The organism is Parabacteroides caecihominis (genome assembly GCF_023656785.1).
GTDB lineage: Bacteria > Bacteroidota > Bacteroidia > Bacteroidales > Tannerellaceae > Parabacteroides > Parabacteroides segnis.
On record NZ_JAMOKS010000007.1, the window covers coordinates 169736 to 189746 of the forward strand.

The following is a 20011-nucleotide window of genomic DNA, read 5'->3' on the forward strand; positions in this document are numbered from 1 at the left end:
TGAAGATTATGAAATTTGTAAATAAATCATGGATATTAATTCCGGGACTGGTTTTGGCTACTGCCTCTTGTACAGATCTGGATACACAGCCTGAAGGTGGAAATTCAACTTCTGACCAAAAGCAGGAAATAGCTGAAGCAATTCCTGAACGTGTAGCGGCCGATTTGAGTGGTATGTACTTTTCAATCGGTAAACAATATTGTGTGTATGGTGAAGATAACCCACGCGATGACGACTTTGGTTATCCGGCAGCATGTCTGTCTCTTGACCTGAATGGCGCGGATATGGTGAGTGATGCCAGTGGATATAACTGGTTCTCCGTTGCCAGTGAATATGCGGATAGAGTATATAATTATGCAAATCCCAATATGCGTTGGGCCATGATCTACAACCAGATTAAAATGGCTAACGATATTATTTCCACTATTCCGGAAGATAATACGGATAAAACACTTAATTATTATAAAGCACAGGCAATTGCAACCCGTGCATTCGACTATCTGACACTCGTTCAGCAATATCAGTTTACTTATAAAGGAAATGAAAGTAAACCGGCTGTGCCGATTGTGACAGATAAGGCTGAAGGCGATTTGTTGAATAATCCTCGTGCATCAGTTCAGGAAGTATATGATTTGATCATGGATGACCTGAACACGGCTATTCCTTTGCTGGAAGGATATAACAGAAAGTCTAAAAACGAGATCGACCAAAATGTAGCTTACGGACTTCGTGCCCGTGCTAATCTGGTTATGCAGAACTGGGCTGCTGCTTATGAAGATGCAACAAATGCATTAGGAGGATATACTCCTTATAGCCGCGATGAAGTTGGCAAACCTGGTTTCATCGATTCGAATGACCATAACTGGATGTGGGCTTTGATCCTGACTCCTACTAATATGCCGGATGCTTATCCTTCATGGCCTTCTGTAATTTCTTCCTTCTCAGGAGATTCATATTCAGCAGGTGTGGGATGTTATAAAATGATTAACACATTGCTTTACACTAAAATACCTGATACTGATATTAGAAAAGGTTGGTGGGTTGATGAAAATCTGGATTCACCAAACTTAAAAGGTGTATCTTGGAGAGGTTATGACGGACAGCCTATCGGACCATTGGTAGTTCCTGATGTGAAAATGGCATTTAATCCTTATACTAATGTTAAGTTTGGTGCTTATCAGGGTATTTTAGGTAATAATATCAATGCCGGTGACTGGTGTATGATGCGTGCTGAAGAAATGATCCTGATCCAGGCTGAAGCAAAAGCTATGAGCGGTGATCTTGGCGGAGGAAAACGTATCCTGGAAGATTTTGTGAAAGGTTATCGTGATCCTTCTTATACTAGCAAAGCTACTTCGGCTGCAGGATTCCAGGATGAAGTCTGGATGCAACGTCGTATTGAGTTATGGGGAGAAGGATTTGCATTGTTTGATATCCTGCGTCTTCAGAAAAATATAGTTCGTTTCAATAATCGTGTTGAAACAAACTTCCCAGACGGATTCAAATTTAATTTGGCTGCCAATAATGGTTGGTTGTTGATGCGTATCCCGCGTAATGAAATCAACGCAAATAACGGTATTGCAGAGTCTGATAACAATAATGAAGGCAGTTTACCGCAAAGTGGCGATGGTGCTGGCTTAACAGACGGAATTACGGATTAATCATAGTCCTTGAAATAGCAAGAAAGAGGGATGTAAAAATACATCCCTCTTTTTTTATGATAAAAATAACAGAATAACTTCTATATAGGAAAGGAATATTTCTTATAAGAAATAAAATTGCTATTTTTGCCAAAGGTTTTACTTATAAGTAATAAAATATGATAGTCCCGGAGTTTTATAAAAGAGAGTTATATCTTGATCGTATCAAGCCATTTGTAAATACGCAGATGATAAAGGTGCTGACAGGACAACGTCGTGTCGGAAAAAGTTTCCTTATATTCCAGTTAATGGACTATATACGCTTGTCATATCCTTCTTCAGACCTTATTTATATCAATAAGGAGTTATTTGAGTTTGATGGTTTAAAAGATTATTCTGATCTGGTAAATTATGTAACTCAAAAACGTAATAATCTAAATGATAAATGTTTCCTGTTTATTGATGAAGTGCAGGATATCACAAACTTTGAGAAAGCACTACGGCATTTTTTTGCGGAAGGGGGCTATGATATATATTGCACCGGTAGTAATGCAAACATGCTTTCCGGTGAGTTGGCTACTTATTTAAGTGGCCGTTATATTGAATTCAAAGTATACAGCCTTACTTATAATGAGTTTTTACAGTTCCACAAACTGGAAGATAGTTCTGACTCTTTTACGAAGTTCTATAAATTTGGAGGATTACCATATCTGATCAATCTCCCATTCAATGAGTTATTAGTATCAGATTATCTCAGAAGCATTTATGATACGATTATTCTAAAGGATGTAGTAAATAGGTACAACATAAGAAATGTCAGACAGTTACAAGACTTAACCATATATCTGGCTGATACGATAGGAAATCTGTTTTCAGCGAATAAAATAAGTGAATATCTTAAATCCCAACGTGTTGATTTACCTCCAAAGACGATATTGGAATATCTAACCTATTTAAACAATGCTTATTTTGTAAAAAGATTGCGACCGGCAGATATTCAAGGAAAACGCCAGTTCCAAATCGGAGAAAAGTATTATTTTGAAGATCTGGGCATACGACACGCAATACGTCCTTTCAGACCTAACGATATAGGACAAGTATTGGAGAATATCGTTTGCCATCACCTTCTTGTCAATGGTTATAACCTTTCGGTCGGAAGAGATGGAGATCGAGAAATTGATTTTGTCGGTGAGAAAGACGGTGAAAAAATATACGTTCAGGTAGCCTACTCTGTTATGGACCCAAAAACTCATGAAAGAGAATTCGGAAATCTATTGGCTATTAAAGACAATTATCCCAAAATGGTTATTACAATGGATGAACTGGAGGGTAGTTCTTATGAAGGAATAAAACAAATTCCAATACGGAAGTTTTTGCGAGAATTCAAATAATTTTTTCTATCGATTTATATACAGGAATTAGATATTCCTATCTTTTTCAGGTAGAATTTGAGTATTATTTTTATAATATCAAATTCTACCTGTTTTTATATATAAAAACATCAAACGTCTAATTATCAAATACATGGCAATATATTTGTTTGATAAAAAGAGATTGAATAAGCTTATTATATCAAAAATAACCGAATTACCCATTGTTTGTAAACAGCTAATAGTCAGTATATTATAATCAACTAAGTTCTGCAAAGACTCTGGTAATTTCATACGTAGGTATGAAAAGCCAAGAAGTTGCTGTTCAGGCTATTTTGAATATCAGATTAAATTCTGATACTCAGAATATAGACGAAGTTGTTGTAACAGCTATCGGTATTAAACGCTCTGAAAAATCACTGGGTTATGCTGTGTCGAGTGTAGGAGGGGAAGAGATTACCAAAGCGCGTGAAAGTAATGTGGTAAATGCTTTATCCGGAAAAGTTGCAGGTGTACGTATCGGACAGTCTTCTGGTACTGCAGGCGGAGCTGCAAAAATTCAGATTCGCGGAGCCTCTTCTATTGGTACGAACTCTTCACCTTTGTTTGTTGTTGATGGTTTACCTATTGATAATGGCGCTTATAATCCTGATGATATCACAGGAAACGTCGATGCCGGCAACCGTGCCAGCGACATCAGTTCAGATGATGTTGAGTCTATCAATGTCCTGAAAGGGGCTGCTGCAACAGCGTTGTATGGAGCACGTGCAAAAGATGGTGCGATTGTTATCACAACTAAAAAAGGTAGCAAGAACATGAAGACATTCATTACTGTAAATTCTTCTACGCGATTTGAGAATGTAGCTAAATTACCTGAATTCCAAAATGAATATGCTCAAGGTAACTACGGAGAATACAACGTTAAGAGTTTGAACGGTTGGGGACCGAACATTGCTAAAGCTGCTGCCGACGGTACGCAATATAACAACTATAAAGGAGAAAAAGTAACTTTACAGGCATATCCGGATAACGTAAAAGACTTTTACCAGACTGGTATGAGTTATATCAATAACGTATCTGTTGCCGGTGGTGGTGAAAAAACAGATTTTAGAACCAGCTTCTCTTCTGTTAACCAGAAAGGTATTATACCGGAGTCTGATTATAATAAATATAGTTTCTCCGTAAACGCCGGAATGGATTTCAACTCAAAATTTTCAGCCCGTGTCTCTGCACAATATGTACGTAATGATTCCAAAGGACGTGCCGCACAAGGTTCAAACGACCCGAACTTGTTAGTGCCTCTTGTAAATGGACTGCCAAGAACTGTTGATACGCGTGACATCAAAAACAATTGGGTGGACGAATACGGAAAACAGATTACTCTGGATCCTGACGGAAAAAGTAATAACCCTTATTGGATTATCAACAAAAATAAATATACGACAAGAATGGATCGTGTCATCGGCAATATCATTTTGACATATAAGCCTTTCGAAGGATTGACTATCTCAAACAATGCCGGAACTGACTTCTATAACGAAACCAGACGTAAAATATATGCAAAAGGAACTGTTGGTGAAATGGAAGGTAAATTCCAAACATGGGACCTGGCTAATAGAATTGTCAATAACGACTTGATGGTTACATACGAAAAGACATTTGATGATTTCGGAATCAAAGGTATTTTCGGACATAATATCAATCAGCGCGAATGGACTAATAACAATACATTGGCAAATGGTTTGATCGTCGATGGTCTTTATACTTATACAAATGCAAAAGCAACAAGTCCCGTAAACTACTACGAAATCAAACGCCTTATGGGTATTTATTTCGATTTGGGCTTCAGTTATAAAAGTATGGCGTTCCTGAATGTAACAGGACGTAACGACTGGTCGTCTACTTTACCTGTCAACAACCGTTCTTATTTCTATCCTTCAGTAAGTGCCGCTTTTGTTTTTACAGAGTTAATGGAAAATAAAGACATTCTGAACTTTGGTAAATTCCGTATCAACTATGCAAACGTTGGTAGCGATGAAAAACCTTATCAGTTGGCATTCCAATATAAAGCTGTAAACACATACTTTTTGCAGTATAGTATTGTAAACACTCTGCCACATAATGGTTTAGTTGGTTTTACCGGACCACGTATCTTCCCTCTGGAAGATCTGAAGCCTCAAAATCAATCTGCCTTTGAAATTGGTGCCGATCTGCGCTTTTTTGACAATCGTGTACGTTTAGACGCTACTTATTACCGCAACGTAACAACAGATCAGATTGTTTCTATCGATGTACCTCGTTCCACCGGTTATTTTACAAATAATATCAATGCTGGTAAATTAACAAACAATGGTGTTGAAATCACTCTTGGATTAACCCCTGTTCGTACTCGCGATTGGAAATGGGATCTGGATATAAACTTTGCTTCCAACAGCCAGAAAGTTAATGAGTTGGCCGAAGGAATGACGAACTATACATTGACTTCCGGATGGAGTGGCTTGCAGGTAAAGGCACAGGTTGGCGAATCATTCGGCTTGTACGGAACAGGATGGAAGCGTGATGATCAGGGTAACTTTATTATCAACGAAAAAACAGGTTTACGTGAAACAGAAAACAATGTCCGCTTAGGTAATATCTATCCTGATTTCACAATGGGCATCAATAACAGCATTTCTTATAAAGGATTCAACCTTAGCTTCTTAATCGACATTCGCCAAGGCGGAAGTCTTTATTCAGGAACAGTTTCTTCTCTAAGGTCACTCGGTCTATCTGCTGAAACAGCTGTCGGACGTGAAGAGCAATTCATTGAATCAGGAGTTATTTTGAATGCAGATGGAACTAGTCGTCCAAATGACGTTCCAGTTAAGAATATGCAGGATTATTGGAGTCATATGGCAAAAACATCTAACACAGAAGGCTGTGTTTTTGATGCTTCCTATGTAAAACTGAGAGAGTTAACATTTTCCTATTCATTGCCGAGAAAATGGTTTAAAGACTTCTTTATCAAATCTCTGGATTTAGGGTTTGAAGGTCGTAATTTATGGTTAATCAAATCTCATGTTCCCCATATTGACCCGGAAGCTAACTTCTTTGGTACGGCTGAAATTGGTGAAGGTGTAGAATTTAACAGTATTCCTGCAACACGCAGCTTCGGATTTAATTTGAAACTGACGTTGTAATTAATTCATTATTTCAACTAAAAATTAAATAGTAAATAAAATGAAAAATCTAATAAAAATATACATACTTCTATTGCTGGTTGTTTGCAGCACACTCAGCAGTTGCAGTGATTGGTTAGATGTAAACAATAATCCAAATACAGCAGAGAAAGTGGAAGCAGGGTATCTGTTCAACTATGCTGCCGTTAACTGGTCCGGTAATCGTATTGGAGGTGATTCTTACATTCCTTTCTCGCAATCCATTCAGTCGCAAGCTGACGGAGGCGACAATTATGGTGGTTGGGGCGAAGCTTATTATGTTATCAGTACGTATAGCTTAGGAAACACATGGGTTAGTTACTATTCCGTATGTGGTAACAACCTTCAATTAGCCATACAACAAGCACAAAATAGTGTTCCGGAAAATAAAAATGCTGAGGCACAGTGTTTGATACTGTTAGCTATGCAGGTTTATGAAACAACCATGATATATGGAGATGTACCTTTCTCTGAAGCATGGAAGAAAGAAATTAAATATCCGAAATTCGATGATCAGAAAGATGTCTTAAATGGTGTTATTGATATGCTGGACCAAGCACTCGCAATGATTGACCTCGATGATAAAAACTGCATTGACGAATATGACCCTTATTTTAAAGGAGATATGTCCAAATGGGTAGCGATTGCAAATTCCTTCAAATTCCGTACATTAATGGTTATGGTGGATGCAGATCCCAGCAAAGCTGATGATATCAAAAAGATGATGGATGAAAAGAAAATGATCTCTTCTGCTGCTGGAAATATGGAATTCCAATACTCCGAAACAGCTGGAAATGAAAATCCTAAATATGGAATTCTGGCTAAGTATACCGGAGGTATCAATACTATGTTTTTTGCACATAACAATGTGTTCAAACCGATGGAAAAATATGCAGATTCACGTATTCCACGCTATTTCGATCCAGGACATGATGGTGTGTTCAGAGCTCTTGATACCCGTCAGGATGCAGAAGATGATGAAGACGGAAACATTTACTCATCGGCTATCAGTTCCTATCTATATAGAAAAGATTGTCCGGATGTTCTTTATTCTTATCAGGAACAATTACTTCTGGAATCTGAAGTGTATGCTCGTGGTATCGGTGTAACTAAAGATTTGGCTAAAGCGAATGAATTATTCCAGGCTGGTGTGCAGGAGGCATGTAATTATTATAAAGCAGATACAGAAGCTACAAAAACATTTTTATCTAAATTACCTGATTTATCTAAATTATCAGAAAGTGAAGCTCTTTACGAAATTCATATGCAACAGTGGATCGATTTAATGGACAGACCTCTTGAAGCATTTGTTCAATGGCGTCGTTCTGGTACACAAGGTAATGAAGTTCCAGCTCTAACTGTACCAGCAGAAGCATCATCCAAAGATTTGATTCGTCGCTGGGAATATTCTCCGGACGAATTAAGTACAAACCCAAATGCACCTAAGGATTCTCCTAAAATATGGGACGCTATGTGGTTTGATAAATAATCTATATTACAATTTAATAAAAAGCGAGGAACCCCATTCGGTTTTCTCGCTTTTTATTTCTACCTCCAATTACTTTATAATCAAAAACTTTTACTTTGCAAACTTCACATCTATCCCTTTATCCTCTTTCGCTTTCAGCCCTAACACCCTGCCTCCTACTTTCACCTTTCCGGTAATAAACTCCGGAATATTATATGACATCATAAAACGGCCATAAAAGCCGGTATCTTTCTGAGGCAATAAAAACGGTTTGCATGCATTTCCTTTTTCATCTATATAAGCGATATAAGGACGCGTATATAATCCATCCATCCGGCGACTGCTGAATATAACCCAACGGCTATTGCTACTCCAGGAATGATAGCTTTCCACATCATCGCTATTCAATATATCTAACGACATGCTATCTCCTGTTGACAAATCCGCCATCTGCAAATCCGCATCTTTATGCCAGATTGAGAAGTTTCCATAACCCGAGACTGTATACATTAAATATTTCCCGTCCGGAGATACCCGGGGGAAAGAAGCACTCTGACCTGAAACTGCTGCATTATATAAAGTATCGACCTCCGAACCGAAACTCCGGCTGTCAGGATCGAATCCGATAGCACATAAATTATATTTGATCTCTGAAAACTCTTCCGGAATAGGACGTGCCGGGGCCGTACAGAAATAAAGCGTTTTTCCATCCGGAGAGAATGTCGGGAAAGTTTCAAAAGCATCTTTGGAAAACAACTTAGCCGTAGTCACAATCTCATGTTTTTCCACATCATAGACAACAACGTCCGACGCCTCATCAAACACTTCTATACGGTTCCTGTCGTTTGCATGGAACCCCTGCTTGGTGTTGTTTACAGAAAATGCCACATATTTCCCGGAAGGATGCCAGGAAGGATAGACCAAGGAAGATATTGTCTGCTCGGTTTTCGTGTTCAGTTTTTCTATCTTATCGCCATCTATCAGAAGAGTTCCCGGATATGTTTCACGCATATGGAAAAGCATCTTATCCGGATTCTGCATGCAAAATGAATGACAATTCACACAGTTCCTGCCACTCATCTTATTCTCGATAATAGGCGTCTCGGTATAATTCTCCAGGTTACGCTGATAAAGTCCCATTTTATTCCATAAAGTGTATCCCGGTGCAATCAGACGGTAAGCGATATAAGGATCGACCGGTTCTGCCGCCACATTCCATTTAACAGGAGCATATTCCACCCATTTCCCTTTATCTTTCACCTGAACAACAACTTTTACCTCATTTCCAGCCGCAGACGATAATAGTTTTTTCCATTTAGAAACAGGAAAAACGAACTGGTTGTCCTTCGCCTTCACTTTTATCTGCTGATCCGAGAATGACAGAACAGCACGTGCATCTTCAACAGGAGTCTCCAGAGAGAAATTCAGCGGAGCGATATTTGCCGGTATCGTTATATCGGTGTAATCCGGGAAGATAGCAGGCCTTTCGCTTAACGTATCACTTACCTGAACCGAGTCCGAGCAAGAAAAAAACAAGGCCAGCAATGCTATATATTTATAATTTCCATTCATATCCCATTCCTTTATTTAAACATAAAATAAAACCAGTAAGTATCTCCGTAGGCCCTGCGCAACAGTCCGGGGAGGGCACTCTTATTATTCCGGTTCGCCAGAACCTGCTTCTTGTATTCTGCAAAACGTTGCATGACGGAGGGAGAGATATCAAAACGTTTCCAATAATCCGGTTCCGCTTCCGACAACGTGATCACTGCTTCCTGGAAAGACTTCGGCAACACAGGGAGCACCTCCGTTCCATAATAAGTTTCGACCAGCCCTTTGAAACCTTCCATATTCTTTGCCAATAAAAGAAAGGCTCCCAGATACTCGATGGCCGCTTTATTTTCCGGATTGGCTTCAGCGATCATACGCATGTCTTTTTCGATATAGTTTATCTCGGAAAGATAGTTCTCTTTCGGTAAACATTTGCGCCTTGGTCCCAATACCGGATCCTGCTCTACAGCAGCATCATTATATAAAAATTTACGATGTTCACCGGCCCATTTTTTATAATAAAATGTATTCTCCAATATATTCAGATACTTCTCCGCCACCGGATATTCCCCATAAATAATATTTGTCTGAACAAGTCTCTTTAACATACGGGGGTTCCCCTCTCCTATGGCTGTTGCATATGCTTCAAAAGCCATTTCCTGAGCCATCGCCGGATTTCCCATGGCAAAAGCAATATCACTCAATAAAGAGGATATCTGCTCTGTTTTATTCCATCCGACCATTATTCCCTGCGGCCCTCTCTGGTCAAAACTGAACAAACGATCTGCCAACTCCCCTTTTTGAGATAATGCCAGATTCAAAAAACACATATTCAGATAATTAGTCAACGAACCTTGACTGCTTTCCACTATTTTATCCCATTGTTCCGTTCTTGCATAATAGTCGAGTTCTTTCACTTTGGCTGATTTCTTATCTCCATATTCAGGTATTCCCCACCAGCATAACGCAAATAAAAGGATTACCTGAAGGAGTCCGCCGGCAATCAGGAGTTTTTTACTGGTATCTTTCTTCCTTTTCCTCAACAGAAAAGCGACAATCAGGATCAGAGGCAACGAAATCCATGAATAATAGATGACAGTTTTCGGTTCCAATGCAGTATGATAGTAAGCATCCGGCAAGAAAGCAAAACGATATTCCCCCAGCATCGAGAAATAGACACTGCAAACCCCGCAAAGAAGAGCGAGAACAACAGAAAATAACGACCAGTAAAACCGGGGAGTTTTATTAAAGAACTCATATACTACCACCGACAAAGCGAACAAACATGCTACAGACCCGGCCAGTCCATAAAGCAAAGGTGTTATAATAATCTCTGCTATCATCCGCCATTTATCTGTCGATATACAAAAGCACAAATACAAAGCACAAAGCATCATATTGAATGCTATCGTTCCAAAAACCAGATAATTAAAATCAAAATGGAGGAACATAATTAAAACAACCGGGATCAGATAAAGCAGAAAACAATTCGTGTCCGAAGCGATCCGGCGAACAATCCCTCTCATTCCTAATCCGGTCAACAGCAACAGTCCCGCAGTAATTCCGGCACCAGCATAGGGATAGATAAGAAACTGCACCAAAAACTCAGATAAGGTTAACGCAAACCCGCCAGGCATAGCCAGTTTCTCTGAAATATACTCACCGGTAAATTGAAATAACTGACTTTGTTCGATAAAAAAGAAATGGAACTTGCTATATTCCTGAAGAAAAATGAACAAAGCAGCCAATACAACCAACCAGAAAGCTGTGACTTTCAATTTCATGGTATTATATTTTAAGCATGTTTAATCAATTCAAAACGTTTATCAACACACGAAGGTAATTCATGCGGATAATGAGTAACGTAAATCAATGTCTTTCCCGGCCGTTCACAAAACTGCTCAATGATACGGGCAGCCTTCCGTTTATTACTGATATCGAGTCCGTGCAACGGCTCGTCCAGAATAATTAAATCCGGGTCTTTCACAAAAGCCCGGGCCAGCAAAGCCAATCGTTGTTCTCCGGAAGATAATGTCAGGAACGAACGGTCTTTCAATTCTTCAATCCCAAAGACACGCATCCATGCCAAGGCAATAGATTGCTGTTCTTCCGTACATTTACGATACAATCCGATAGAATCAAAAAATCCGGAACCGACGATATTTAAAGTGGGCACATTCTCCATATAAAAGAGATGCATCTCCGGAGAAACATATCCTATCCTCTTTTTTATATCCCAGATACTCTCACCCGATCCCCGTTTCCGGTCAAACAAATATAAGGTATTTGCGTAAGATTGAGGGTTATCTGCATAAATCAAACTTAATAAAGTTGATTTTCCGGCACCATTGGGACCGAATAACGCCCATTTCTCTCCATTTTTCACCTCCCAGTCCAGTTCTTTTAAAATAGTGCGGCTACCATATTTAATGGAGACATGCTCCATACGGAACGTCACTTCATGGGTAGAGGGTTCTTTATCCGATGCGGGTAATGAAATATCCCCGGAATAACCGGGAAACAAATGTGCCAACAAGTCTGTCCGGGCCATGAAATCAGCCCGTGTCTGAGGAAGATAAGGTGTACGGTTATAGACTGGCAGGACGTGAGTTATCATCTCCGGTATGTCATCCGGATTCGACAGCAATAAAATAACCTGTACATTATCCAGCTTTGCCATTTGTTGCAGCAAATGAACCAACACATCACGCGAAGCCGCATCCAGACCGATAAAAGGATTATCCAGTATCAAAATACGCGGATGGTTCAATAAAGAACGGACGACAAGAAATTTCCGGAGTTCCCCGCTGGAAAGAAAAATAAGTTTTTTAGGCAGCAAGTCCTCAATACCGAAAAACGAGAGTATCTGATGTAAATCCGTTGTGCCGGAATATTCCTTCAAAATATCTTCTACAGTCGGCACTTCATCGGTTTCCGTCGAATGCCAGCGTTGTTGGTAATAAGAATTCCGGCAATCAGCTAATGAGTAAATGTCTTTGAATGCTATACTTTTTATCAGATTACTGATTTTGTCATCATAACCGAACGTCACCTCTCCCTCTTTCAATGCAAACTTGCGCTGCATCAGGTCTGCAATCAATGTTTTACCAGCTCCGTTAGGTCCGACTATTGCCCATTGTTCCCCTTCATTGATTTTCCAGCTGAATGGCTCAGCAAAACGCAGTTCCGGTAAACGGGTTACTACATTATTTATATTAACGATTGTTTTACTCTTTTCCATTGTTGTTAATTTGTCCCCCCAAAGGTAAAGAGTTTATTTATAAAATTAAACATACCGGAATAAAAGGAACTATTAAAAGAAAGGGATCACTCATCCCGAGCAATCCCTTATTATATATACAGGCCTGGTATGTCTATGAAATTCTTACAAATTAGTTATTTAATGCCTGTAATTTCCCTACTCAACTTAACGTATCTATTTAATATTTTTATCGTATTTACATTTTATCACATTTAATCCAGAAATCAGACACCAGCCTTTTCGAAACAAAAATAATAAAATAAAAGAAAATAGCAATAGAAAACATCATATTTCGTATAAACCAACCAGTTTTGTTACCATTCGAAAGACTTCTATAAAATTAACCAGTTTTTACTCGCTTATTAAAACAGATTATCTATCTTTGAATTTCTAATTATTTTATCTTAAAATCCAATAACATGAAACGATTTTTTTATTTCTCAATTCTCTTTCTAGGCATCATCAGCACCCTTAGTGTTTCAGCCTCCGACAACAAATGGAAACCCCTGTTTGGAGAAAACCTTTCCGATGCCAGCTACAATCCTGAAGTTTGGAGTATGACAGGTGGTGTACTTGCAGCAGTGGAGGATGAATCCATTTGGACAAAGACCGAATATGAAAACTTTGAACTGGATCTGGACTTCAAAACCGACGTAGGAACCAATAGTGGCGTTGTAGTATATTGCACCGATACTAAAGATTGGATTCCCAATTCTGTAGAAATACAGATTGCCGACGATCATTGTGAAAAATGGGGAAACGGCAAACCTTATGAAAAGTGCGGAGCCATTTACGGCCACCTGGGTGCAAAACAAGACAAAATAGTAAAAAAGCCCGGCGAATGGAACCATATGCGCATCAGATGTGTCGGACAACGCATTAATGTTATCCTGAATGGTAAAAAAGTAACGGAAATGGACATGAGCAAATGGACTTCGGGAACAGTCAACCCGGACGGCAGTGAAATCCCCAGTTGGTTGCCTAAGCCATTTGCAGAACTTCCGACAAAAGGATATATCGGATTACAGGGTAAACATGGTGATTCCCTGATCTGGTTCCGCAATGTAAAAATAAGAAGTATCAAATAATAAAATGAAAAGAGGAAAGTTATATTCGAACTTTCCTCTTTTCATTTTATCAATAAACTTTCGTTCCTTTTCCCTGATGGATTTCAGAAGCCTGGGTTATAATAACCTCTTTCACCCCTGCATCGATTGCCTGGAATGAGTTTTCCAGTTTAGGGATCATACCTCCCTGGATAATCCCCTCTTCTACCAATTGTTTAAATACCGTACGGTCTATTTCCGGAATAACGCTTTCATCATCATTCTCATCCCGCAATACACCTTTTTTCTCAAAACAAAAAACTAATGTTACATCAAAATGCTTAGCCAGTGCTTTTGCAGCTTCACCGGCAATCGTATCAGCATTGGTATTCAGCATATGCCCCTGTTTGTCATGGGTCAGCGGAGCCAATACCGGAACAATGCCCTGATGGATCAGAGAGGCCAGCAAATCTGCATTCACTTCTTTCACATCTCCCACAAAACCATAATCGACTTCAGCTACCGGACGTTTATCCGAACGCATCAGATTCATATCTGCTCCGGTGAGGCCTAGTGCATTCACATCTAACGCCTGCAAACCGGCCACAATATTTTTATTGACCAGGCCGCCATATACCATTGTTACCACTTTCAGTGTTTCAACGTCCGTCACCCTGCGACCATTCACCATTTTGCTTTCGATGCCTAACTGGCTCGCCAGTTTAGTTGCAGAACGTCCTCCACCATGCACCAATGCTTTAAAACCCTCTATATGAGAAAAATCCCGAAGTAAACTTTTCAATGTTTCCTCTTCCTCAACGATCTTTCCGCCGACCTTGATCAGCGTAAGCTTTTCTTTATTCATATCTGATAAAATATTTTTGCGTCAAAGGTACAAAAAAACAAAAGATTTATATACTTTTGCACCTGTCAACGCGGTAGTAGCTCAGTTGGTAGAGCATTAGCTTCCCAAGCTAAGGGTCGTGGGTTCGAGTCCCATTTACCGCTCCCTAAAAACAAGACCTTAATAATAATCTCTATATACCCATCGAAACATGACAAAGAAAGAAGCAATCAAAATTTTTGAAGAAAAAAAAGTTCGTACTCTTTGGGACGATGAAACCGAAGAGTGGTATTTTTCTATAGTGGATATTATCGCTATCCTAACTGAAAGCGTTGACCCAACTGCTTATTGGAGAAAACTAAAACAACGTTTAAAAACAGAAGGAAATGAAACCGTGACAAACTGTCACGGTTTAAAAATGCGTGCAGCAGATGGGAAAATGAGATTAACAGATGTTGTAAACACTGAACAACTTTTTCGTCTTATCCAGTCCATCCCATCACCTAAAGCAGAGCCGTTCAAACTTTGGATAGCCCAAGTAGCAAAAGAGCGGCTTGACCAACTACAAGACCCGGAATTATCCATTGATCAGGCTATGACTGACTATAAACGTCTCGGCTATTCGGATAACTGGATCAACCAGCGCCTCAAAAGTATTGAAATACGAAAAGACCTGACTGATGAATGGAAACGTCACGGTCTACAGGAGGGAGTACAATTTGCAACCCTCACTGATATTATTACCAAAACATGGTCAGGAAACACGACTAAAGAATACAAGCAACTGAAAGGTCTTAAAAAGGAAAATCTGCGGGATAATATGACAAACACAGAACTTGTACTCAACATGCTGGCAGAACTATCTACCAAACAAATTTCCGAGGCTACCGAACCGGATACGTTCAATGAACACATAGATGTAGCAACGCAAGGAGGAGAAGTTGCCCGTAATGCCCGACTTGAATTAGAGGCAAAAACCGGAAAGAAAGTCATTTCGCCCCTGAATGCAAAGAACGGATTACGATTAAATAAAGAGAACAAAAAGCAGGATGAGATATAATTCAAAACATTTCATCCAAAAGGAGTGTTAATCCCATATAATTCCTACATTTGCGACTATTAACTGAATTTAAAAAGAAAAAGAAGATTTGCTATGTTGACAGTAATGATTTTTGTTTTCCTGATTGGATACTTATGTATAGCTTTGGAGCATCCGCTAAAGGTGAACAAAGCCGGAACAGCCCTACTGACCGGAACAATACTTTGGGTTTTATACACATTTGCTGCACCTGATCTGATCCCGACCGCATCAGCCGAAGAATTTAAAGAATTTCTGGATGCCTATCCGGCTATAGCAGATCTTCCTTTTGTAGAACAATGTACCCGCTTCGTTGTTGAACACCAGGTACTGGACAGTATCGGAGAAATTGCAGAAACATTGATTTTCCTAATTGGCGCGATGATTACCGTGGAGTTGATTGACGCTCACGGCGGTTTCATGTTTATCACAAACCGTATCAAAACCAACCAGAAAAAAAAATTATTACTTCTGGTCGCATTTATTACTTTTTTCATGTCTGCCATACTCGATAACCTGACAACTTCCATCGTTATGGTTATGCTAATGCGGAAATTACTAGGAAACTACAAAGAACGGTGGGTATTCGGCAGCGTGATTATCATTGCCGCAAACAGTGGCGGGGCCTGGTCACCGATTGGAGACGTGACTACCATCATGCTTTGGGTCAGGGGAAACATTTCCTCATCCTCAACTATTCCACACTTGATTTTGCCCAGTCTGGTATCAATGATAGTACCAGTTCTCATCATGATGCGTTTCCTCCATGGGAAAGTAACCCCCCCCGATGCATTTACCTATAATGAAAATGACGAACTACTCAAAGAGTTAAAGACCAAAGAAAAACTCTCGATACTGATACTCGGCGTATTATGTCTTATATTCGTCCCTATATTTAAAACGATCACTCATTTGCCTCCGTTTATGGGTATCCTGATGGGAGTCGGTATTTTATGGATCTATACAGAATTAATGTATAAACGGGATATTGTCAATGAAGATCTTAAACTTCGTCTGTCAAAAATAGTGCGCCGTATAGACGGAGCAACCCTATTATTCTTTCTCGGAATCCTTTTGGCTGTCGACGCACTGCGATGTAGCGGTGTATTGACAAATTTCGCTTTCTGGCTAGACGAAACTGTCGGAAATGTATATGCTGTAAACCTGATCATCGGTACTTTATCGGCCGTAGTTGATAATGTTCCGCTGGTAGCCGGAGCTATCGGCATGTATCCGGTTGCAACAGACGCTATCATCGCAACAGCAACAGATCCGACTTATATGGCAAACTTTGTTCAGGACGGAATATTTTGGCAATTCCTGGCTTATTGCGCCGGAGTTGGAGGCAGCATGTTGATCATAGGTTCGGCTGCCGGAGTTGTCGTGATGGGATTGGAACGCATCAATTTCATCTGGTATCTGAAAAACATATCCTTACTGGCCTTGATCGGATATCTGGCCGGTGCAGGAGTATATATTCTTCAAAATGTAGTATTGGGATTATAAACAAGGGAGGCATACAATTATGTTATGGGATTTTATTCTGAGATTATTTATTGCCGGTATTCTTGGTGCCGTAATTGGTCTTGACCGGGAATACAGGGCGAAAGAAGCCGGCTATCGTACACATTTCCTGGTCTCACTGGGAAGTGCCCTTATCATGATTGTATCCCAATACGGTTTTCAGCAGATTATACAGGAAAGTAGTGTTTCGCTCGACCCCAGTCGTGTTGCGGCACAGGTTGTTAGTGGTATCGGCTTTATCGGAGCGGGAACCATTATCATACAAAAACAATTTGTTCGCGGACTGACAACTGCCGCAGGAATATGGGCAACAGCCGGAATCGGTCTGGCAATCGGTGCCGGAATGTATGGCATCGGTGTTGCGGCAACCGTACTGACTCTAATGGGACTTGAACTACTAAGTTATATCTTTAAAAGCCTGGGAATGAAAAGTTCGATGATTATTTTTTCCACCAATGAGAAAGATATCATAAAAAAGGTAACCCGGGTTCTGAACGACAAAGGCTACCTGCTCGTCTCCTACCAAATGGAAAAAGTCAGTCATTCAAACGTCGATACTTTCATTGTCACCCTGGTTATAAAGGCCAGGAAAAGTACGGACGACAACCAGCTGCTACTTTTCATGGAAGAATTTCCGGAGGTAACAGTTGAGAGAATTGAATAGAAATTCTTAAAACGGGGACAAGTTTTAGTATCTTTGTCCCCGTAATCATTTTATAACAGATACACATGAACATAATTTCTAAACTATTCAAGAAAGAAAAAGAGGAAACAGAAGCTACATCAAAAGGCTCCGTTGAAGAATTTGTAACATTAATCCGCGTATATTATCAGGCGGTAATGGCCGTACAGTTGGGTATTACCAATATTAATATGTTGTCGGATATGGCCCTATTCAAACGGATGCTGAAAATTCCTACCCAAAATAACAAGCCTGGCATCGCCGAAAAGGCACGTGTCCGCAAGATATTAATGCAGGACTATGCCATGAAAGAAAGTTTCTTCAAGGAAATAGAAGCCTCAGTAAAAAAGAACTGTAAGTCGCAAAACGACATCAAATCATACTTTTTCCTTTTCCAGGGATTTTGTAATGACCTGTTCTCCCTGCTGGATAACCTGATGCAATGGAAGTTCCGTTTCTCCATGCTGGTAAAAAAATTATTATATAACCAGACAGCAAAAACAATCCATGAGATTGTAACACGTTCGGAATGGAAAGAGGTCAGTGTCCAGAAAACAGCCTGGAGCATCCGCAAATACAAAGAGACATTAGGCTATTCGGAAGAATGGATGACTGATTTCGTTTACAACATTGTTCTTCTTGCCAAGGAAGATGCCAAAAACCAACGTAAAAAAGACAAATAAAATCAGACAGGCATGAAATATCTATTTTTAGAATATCCGAAATGCAGTACCTGCCGGAACGCAAAAAAATGGCTGGACGAACATAAGGTTGCTTATGAGGACCGCCATATAATCGACCAGCATCCTTCGGCAGAAGAGTTGACGGAATGGATAGGACGCAGCAAATTACCGCTGAAGAACTTCTTCAACACCAGTGGCCTTGTATATAAAGCCATGCAGTTGAAAGACAAATTGCCCTCCATGAGTGAAAAGGAACAGATAGAACTACTTGCTTCCGATGGCAAACTTATCAAACGTCCTTTGTTGGTAAGCGAGAATCAGGTCTTGGTCGGCTTCAAAGCGGCTGAATGGGAAGAATCCGTAAAATAAAGAGTATATGAAAGAGTTCATCACCCCTCCGGAGCATATTCATTTCCTGGCAAAAAAGTTATTTACCGATTGCGGGGAAATTATAGATGGTTCCATTGCCTATCTGGAAAAAGGAGGTGGTGGACCGACTTCCCTGCATACTCATGAGCATAATCATTTGTTTATCGTAGTCAGCGGACAGGCAAGGATTGAATTAGACGGTGAAGTAAAGATTGTGAATGCAAACGAATCATTCCTTGTAAACGGAAAAGTTCCCCATTCGGTATGGAATAATATCGAAGGGACCACCGTTATGATTGGTATTTCTGTAAAAGCTAAATAATCATCTTATCTATTATATCGTATGGAAAACCTTACATATCAACCCGACGCTGCATACGTTGCAGCTTGTGGCCTGTATTGCGGTGCTTGTCGCAAATTCGTAAAAGAACAATGCCCCGGATGCTGGGAGAATAAAAAAGCGGACTGGTGTAAAATACGGGCATGTAACATCGAGCATAACTATAAAAGTTGTGCCGACTGCACAATCAGTTCTATCAATGAATGCAAGAAGTTCAATAACTTCATCGGAAAAGTATTTTCTATCCTCTTCCGTTCCGACCGTCCGGCCTGTATCAGAAGGATACAGGCAATCGGCTATGATGCTTTTGCCAGGGAAATGCACGCTAAAAAACAACAGACAATAAAACGATAATATATATCCCGATGGTTTCAGAATTACATCCGTTAGGTTTCTTTTTGCCGGAGCAGACTAAATTGCTTATGTTGGGGAGCTTTCCTCCTCCGATGCAACGTTGGTCGATGAACTTTTACTACCCGAATATACAGAACGATATGTGGCGTATCCTCGGACTATTGTTTTATAGCAATAAAGAATATTTCCTTGAAACAAAGAAGGCGTTCAGTGAAGAGAAAGCCAAAGCCTTCTGCCGGGAGAAAGGTATCGGTATCGGCGATACGGCTGTCGAAATAATCCGGTTAAAGAATAATGCTTCCGATAATTTCCTGCAAGTGATAAAACCGATAAATCCGGAAGAAGTCCTATCGCAAATACCCGAATGTAAAGCGATTGTCGTTACAGGGCAGAAAGCGATGGATACGATTTTATCGGTATTGCCTCCGACAGAAGAGCCGAAAGTCGGAACTTATTCGACATTTATATTATTGGACCGGACATTCAGATTGTATCGGATGCCTTCGTCTTCCCGTGCCTATCCGAAACCATTAGAGGAAAAGGCGGCGGTTTACAGGGTGATGTTTGAAGAGCTCGGAATGTTATAAAAACATCGTATCTCTG

The 20011-nt window shown here is 39.9% G+C and carries 16 protein-coding genes, 1 tRNA gene and 1 pseudogene; 14 read left to right on the forward strand and 4 right to left on the reverse strand.

Annotated features, from left to right (window positions below):
* Positions 1-8 precede the first annotated feature (8 nt).
* The 4 genes and pseudogenes from NBH14_RS07645 to NBH14_RS07660 all read left to right on the forward strand — a co-directional run bounded on the left by NBH14_RS07645 (position 9) and on the right by NBH14_RS07660 (position 7696).
* Complete coding sequence (locus NBH14_RS07645) at positions 9-1661, forward strand: RagB/SusD family nutrient uptake outer membrane protein (RefSeq protein WP_186962079.1); 1653 nt, start codon at positions 9-11, stop codon at positions 1659-1661.
* 158 nt (positions 1662-1819) lie between these two features.
* Positions 1820-3031: an ATP-binding protein gene (locus NBH14_RS07650; protein ID WP_186962080.1), complete on the forward strand. Its 1212-nt coding sequence runs from the start codon at positions 1820-1822 to the stop codon at positions 3029-3031.
* 245 nt (positions 3032-3276) lie between these two features.
* A pseudogene (locus NBH14_RS07655) lies at positions 3277-6189 on the forward strand (SusC/RagA family TonB-linked outer membrane protein); the annotation flags it as partial.
* A gap of 40 nt (positions 6190-6229) precedes the next feature.
* Positions 6230-7696, forward strand: a complete 1467-nt coding sequence (locus tag NBH14_RS07660; protein WP_186961319.1) for a SusD/RagB family nutrient-binding outer membrane lipoprotein — start codon at positions 6230-6232, stop codon at positions 7694-7696.
* Positions 7697-7786: 90 nt separating this feature from the next.
* Here the strand turns inward: NBH14_RS07660 and NBH14_RS07665 are convergent, their stop codons facing one another.
* The 3 genes from NBH14_RS07665 to NBH14_RS07675 are packed head-to-tail and all read right to left on the reverse strand — an operon-like array spanning position 7787 to position 12467.
* On the reverse strand, positions 7787-9247 hold the full coding sequence (locus NBH14_RS07665; protein ID WP_186961318.1) for a TolB family protein: 1461 nt from the start codon (positions 9245-9247) through the stop codon (positions 7787-7789).
* Positions 9248-9258: 11 nt separating this feature from the next.
* Positions 9259-11010 (reverse strand): DUF6057 family protein, encoded by a 1752-nt coding sequence (locus NBH14_RS07670; RefSeq protein ID WP_186961317.1) that lies wholly within the window; start codon positions 11008-11010, stop codon positions 9259-9261.
* A gap of 11 nt (positions 11011-11021) precedes the next feature.
* Entirely contained in the window at positions 11022-12467 is a 1446-nt protein-coding gene (locus NBH14_RS07675; RefSeq protein ID WP_186961316.1) for an ATP-binding cassette domain-containing protein, read from the reverse strand.
* A gap of 440 nt (positions 12468-12907) precedes the next feature.
* On the opposite strand from NBH14_RS07675, the gene NBH14_RS07680 reads away from it, so the two are divergent.
* Complete coding sequence (locus tag NBH14_RS07680) at positions 12908-13576, forward strand: 3-keto-disaccharide hydrolase (protein WP_010800008.1); 669 nt, start codon at positions 12908-12910, stop codon at positions 13574-13576.
* Between the two features lie 49 nt (positions 13577-13625).
* On the opposite strand, the gene argB is transcribed toward NBH14_RS07680, so the two are convergent.
* A complete protein-coding gene (gene argB, locus NBH14_RS07685) occupies positions 13626-14399 on the reverse strand; it encodes an acetylglutamate kinase (RefSeq protein WP_007652612.1) in 774 nt (257 codons plus the stop codon).
* Between the two features lie 70 nt (positions 14400-14469).
* Here argB and NBH14_RS07690 point away from each other — a divergent pair.
* The 9 genes from NBH14_RS07690 (at position 14470) to NBH14_RS07730 (ending at position 19995) form a co-directional block, all read left to right on the forward strand.
* A tRNA-Gly gene (locus tag NBH14_RS07690) sits at positions 14470-14542 on the forward strand.
* 47 nt (positions 14543-14589) lie between these two features.
* A complete protein-coding gene (locus NBH14_RS07695; RefSeq protein ID WP_186961315.1) occupies positions 14590-15438 on the forward strand; it encodes a BRO-N domain-containing protein in 849 nt (282 codons plus the stop codon).
* Between the two features lie 93 nt (positions 15439-15531).
* Complete coding sequence (gene nhaD / locus NBH14_RS07700; RefSeq protein WP_186961314.1) at positions 15532-16962, forward strand: sodium:proton antiporter NhaD; 1431 nt, start codon at positions 15532-15534, stop codon at positions 16960-16962.
* A 19-nt stretch (positions 16963-16981) separates the two neighbouring features.
* A complete protein-coding gene (locus NBH14_RS07705; RefSeq protein WP_007652609.1) occupies positions 16982-17644 on the forward strand; it encodes an MgtC/SapB family protein in 663 nt (220 codons plus the stop codon).
* 65 nt (positions 17645-17709) lie between these two features.
* A complete protein-coding gene (locus NBH14_RS07710) occupies positions 17710-18345 on the forward strand; it encodes a DUF8491 family protein (RefSeq protein WP_007652608.1) in 636 nt (211 codons plus the stop codon).
* A gap of 12 nt (positions 18346-18357) precedes the next feature.
* A complete protein-coding gene (locus NBH14_RS07715; protein ID WP_007652607.1) occupies positions 18358-18714 on the forward strand; it encodes an arsenate reductase family protein in 357 nt (118 codons plus the stop codon).
* A gap of 7 nt (positions 18715-18721) precedes the next feature.
* A complete protein-coding gene (locus tag NBH14_RS07720; protein WP_186961313.1) occupies positions 18722-19036 on the forward strand; it encodes a cupin domain-containing protein in 315 nt (104 codons plus the stop codon).
* Between the two features lie 21 nt (positions 19037-19057).
* On the forward strand, positions 19058-19408 hold the full coding sequence (locus NBH14_RS07725; RefSeq protein WP_186961312.1) for a DUF3795 domain-containing protein: 351 nt from the start codon (positions 19058-19060) through the stop codon (positions 19406-19408).
* Between the two features lie 11 nt (positions 19409-19419).
* A complete protein-coding gene (locus NBH14_RS07730) occupies positions 19420-19995 on the forward strand; it encodes a uracil-DNA glycosylase family protein (protein WP_186961311.1) in 576 nt (191 codons plus the stop codon).
* Positions 19996-20011: the final 16 nt, after the last annotated feature.

What these genes read in the sequence shown, in the direction of transcription:
- NBH14_RS07720 (WP_186961313.1), top strand. Translation starts at nt 18,722, where the DNA reads ATGAAAGAGTTCATCACCCCTCCGGAGCATATTCATTTCCTGGCAAAA.
- NBH14_RS07725 (WP_186961312.1), top strand. Translation starts at nt 19,058, where the DNA reads ATGGAAAACCTTACATATCAACCCGACGCTGCATACGTTGCAGCTTGT.
- NBH14_RS07710 (WP_007652608.1), top strand. Translation starts at nt 17,710, where the DNA reads ATGAACATAATTTCTAAACTATTCAAGAAAGAAAAAGAGGAAACAGAA.
- argB (WP_007652612.1), bottom strand. Translation starts at nt 14,399, where the DNA reads ATGAATAAAGAAAAGCTTACGCTGATCAAGGTCGGCGGAAAGATCGTT.
- NBH14_RS07680 (WP_010800008.1), top strand. Translation starts at nt 12,908, where the DNA reads ATGAAACGATTTTTTTATTTCTCAATTCTCTTTCTAGGCATCATCAGC.
- NBH14_RS07665 (WP_186961318.1), bottom strand. Translation starts at nt 9,247, where the DNA reads ATGAATGGAAATTATAAATATATAGCATTGCTGGCCTTGTTTTTTTCT.
- nhaD (WP_186961314.1), top strand. Translation starts at nt 15,532, where the DNA reads ATGTTGACAGTAATGATTTTTGTTTTCCTGATTGGATACTTATGTATA.
- NBH14_RS07650 (WP_186962080.1), top strand. Translation starts at nt 1,820, where the DNA reads ATGATAGTCCCGGAGTTTTATAAAAGAGAGTTATATCTTGATCGTATC.
- NBH14_RS07675 (WP_186961316.1), bottom strand. Translation starts at nt 12,467, where the DNA reads ATGGAAAAGAGTAAAACAATCGTTAATATAAATAATGTAGTAACCCGT.
- NBH14_RS07695 (WP_186961315.1), top strand. Translation starts at nt 14,590, where the DNA reads ATGACAAAGAAAGAAGCAATCAAAATTTTTGAAGAAAAAAAAGTTCGT.
- NBH14_RS07715 (WP_007652607.1), top strand. Translation starts at nt 18,358, where the DNA reads ATGAAATATCTATTTTTAGAATATCCGAAATGCAGTACCTGCCGGAAC.
- NBH14_RS07660 (WP_186961319.1), top strand. Translation starts at nt 6,230, where the DNA reads ATGAAAAATCTAATAAAAATATACATACTTCTATTGCTGGTTGTTTGC.
- NBH14_RS07670 (WP_186961317.1), bottom strand. Translation starts at nt 11,010, where the DNA reads ATGAAATTGAAAGTCACAGCTTTCTGGTTGGTTGTATTGGCTGCTTTG.
- NBH14_RS07645 (WP_186962079.1), top strand. Translation starts at nt 9, where the DNA reads ATGAAATTTGTAAATAAATCATGGATATTAATTCCGGGACTGGTTTTG.
- NBH14_RS07730 (WP_186961311.1), top strand. Translation starts at nt 19,420, where the DNA reads ATGGTTTCAGAATTACATCCGTTAGGTTTCTTTTTGCCGGAGCAGACT.
- NBH14_RS07705 (WP_007652609.1), top strand. Translation starts at nt 16,982, where the DNA reads ATGTTATGGGATTTTATTCTGAGATTATTTATTGCCGGTATTCTTGGT.